This is a genomic window from Paracoccus sp. (in: a-proteobacteria), from assembly GCF_035556475.1.
Lineage (GTDB): Bacteria > Pseudomonadota > Alphaproteobacteria > Rhodobacterales > Rhodobacteraceae > Paracoccus.
Map to the genome: position 1 here is coordinate 1 of NZ_DATMFA010000133.1, position 2,867 is coordinate 2,867.

Sequence of the window (2,867 nt, forward strand, 5' to 3'; positions counted from 1 at the left end):
GGATTTCTGCGCGCTTGAGGCAAACTCAGGCCGCATCGCGTCGCTGAAGGTACTGACCACGCCCGACGATCCCGGCGCGGAACTGTTGCAAGGCCTGCGCCTGCTGGCCGAACGCGAGGGGCTGGACCCTGCCGCGGTCAGCCGCTTCGTCCACGGCACCACGGTCGGCATCAACACCATCATCCAGCGCAAGGGCGCGCGGCTGGCGCTGATTACGAATGCGGGGTTCGAGGATGTGATCGAACTGGCCCGGCTGCGCATGCCCGAGATGTATTCGCTGTTCTGCCACCGCCCCGAGCCGCTGATCTCGCGCGACATGATCTTTGGCATTACCGCCCGGATGCGCGCCGATGGCCGCCAGACCGTCCTGCCCGATGACGCGGCCATCGCCGATGCCGTTGCCCGCGCCAAGGCGGCGGGGGCCGAGGGGGTAATCGTCGCCCTGCTGCATTCCTGGCGCGACGGCACGCAAGAGGCCGCCGTCCGGGCGCGGATCGAAAGCCTTGCGCCCGAGATGTTCGTCTTTACCTCGGCCGAGGTCTGGCCCGTGATCCGTGAATATGAGCGGACCTCGACCGCGATCCTGAACGGCTATGTCCATCCCCGCGTCGCGGGCTATCTGGCGGCGCTGGAATCGCGGCTGGCGGCACAGGGGGTTCCGGCCCGCGCGATGCTGACGAAATCGAATGGCGGGCTGATGACCGCCGCTGAGGGCCGGCGCGACTGCGTGTCGATGCTGCTGTCGGGCACCGCCTCGGGCGTGATCGGCGCAAGTTGGCTGGCCCGTCAGGCGGGAGAAGGGCACGTCCTGACGCTGGACATCGGTGGCACCTCGGCCGATTTCGCGCTGATCGTGGACGGGCAGGTGCAGTTCGGCTCGGACGAATTGATCGGGGAATTTCCGCTGCATATCCCCTCGGTCTCGGTCAGTTCAATCGGCATCGGCGGCGGCTCGATCGCCAGCGTGGACGGACAGGGTGTCTTGCGCGTCGGCCCGGAGTCAGCGGGTTCCAGCCCCGGCCCGGCCTGCTATGGCCGCGGCGGTACACGCGCCACGGTGACGGATGCGATGGCGGTCTGCGGCTGGCTGGGCCACAGCGAGATGGCTTACGGCCAGTTGCGGATGGATGTGGGTTTGGCGCGGCAGGCGGTGGCGGGGCTGGCCGCCCAGCTTGGCCGAAGTGCCGAAGATACCGCGCAGGCCATTCTGGACATCGCGATTTCCGAAATGTTCGTCGAGGTGGAAAAGCTGTCCTCGCGCGCAGGCGTCGATTTGCGGGACTTTGCCCTGATGCCCTTTGGCGGGGGCGGGCCGATGCTCGGGGCGTTTCTGGCGCGCGAGCTGGGCATTTCGCGGGTCATCGCGCCGCGCCGTCCGGGGGTCGTGTCGGCGCTTGGCGGGCTGGTCGCGGATCTGCGCGGCGATTTCATCCGCACGGTCTTTGCCGATCTGGGCGCGGATCTGACGCTGCCCTTCCGCGCGCTGACCGATGAGGGGCGCGACTGGCTGACCGCCCAAGGCCATCACGGCGCGGCCGATCTGCGGCTGTCGGCAGACATGCGCTATGCCGGCCAAAGCTATGAGATCGAGGTCGATCTGGAGCCCGCATGGCTGACCGACACCGCCCGCATCGCGCAGGCCTTTCACGCCACGCATCGCCGGATCTATGATTTCCACGACCCCGAGGGCCGGATCGAGATCGTGAACCTGCGCCTTTCCGCCATCGGGGCCGGGCCCAAGCCCGAATTTCCGCTGGAAACCGGCGATCCCGCCCCCGCTGCAGCCGCGCGCCATGTCCCCGTCCATCTGGGCGCGTGGCGGGACGTGCCACTTTACGACCGCGCGGATCTGAAGGGCGGCGCGACCTTCCACGGCCCGGCCATCGTCGCGCAGGAAGACACGACCTTCGCCATCCCCGCCGCGACCATTGCGCGGGTCGACGACCACCTGAACATCCACCTGAGCTTTGCGGAGTAGCCCCATGTTCGACAAGATGACCCTTCAGGTTCTGGCCAACCACGCCCGCGCGGCGGCCGAGAACATGGCCCATACCCTGCACCGCACCGCGCATTCCGCCTTTGTCAAGGAAACGCAGGATTTCACCGTCATGCTGATGGACAAGGACGGCGACACCTTTGCCGTGCCGATGGATCTGGGGGCGACATGGTATCCGGGCCTGACCTATGGCCGGGCAATCGAGATGGTCGAGGATTACCGCCCCGGCGATGTGGCCTTTACCAACGACCCCTATTCCGGCCATGTCGCAACCCATGCGCCCGACACCCATCTGTGGAAGCCGGTTTTCGCGGATGACGAGATCGTCGCATGGACTGGGGGCCATATCCACAATACCGACATGGGCGGCGCGGTCCCGGCCTCGCTGTCGCGCTCGCTGACCGAAATCCATCAGGAGGGGATCCGCTTTCCCCCGATGAAGCTGGTCAATGAGGGGATCTTTGACGAGCAGATCCTGCGCATCATGCAGACCAATGTGCGCAAGCCCGCGCTGAATATCGGCGACATCAAGGCGCTGGTCGGCGCGCTGAACACGGGCGAGCGCAAGGTTCATCAGATGATCGCGCGGTTCGGCAGGCAGGGCTTTGTCCAGGGCGTCGCCGCGCTCAAGGATCAGGCCGAGGCGCAGGCCCGCGACATCCTGCGCGCCATTCCCGACGGCGAATACCGCTTTGCCGATTACGCGGATGAGGACAGCGACCACGCCAATCCCTGCCGGTTGAACCTGACGCTGCGGATCGCCGGCGACAGCGCGGTGCTGGATTTCACCGGCTCGGACCCGCAGCTTGGCAGTTCGCTGAACGTGCCCTCGGGCGGGGATCCGCGCCATACCATCCTGCTGGTCGGGATC

Annotated in this window: 2 protein-coding genes; both read left to right on the forward strand. The window is 66.9% G+C overall.

What is annotated here, in order from left to right; all coding sequences use genetic code 11:
• The coding region (locus VNQ78_RS18795) for a hydantoinase/oxoprolinase family protein (protein ID WP_325692675.1) at positions 1–1,978 on the forward strand (1,978 nt) is incomplete at its 5' end.
• A 4-nt stretch (positions 1,979–1,982) separates the two neighbouring features.
• A partial coding sequence (locus VNQ78_RS18800; RefSeq protein WP_325692677.1) for a hydantoinase B/oxoprolinase family protein occupies positions 1,983–2,867 on the forward strand: 885 nt, incomplete at its 3' end.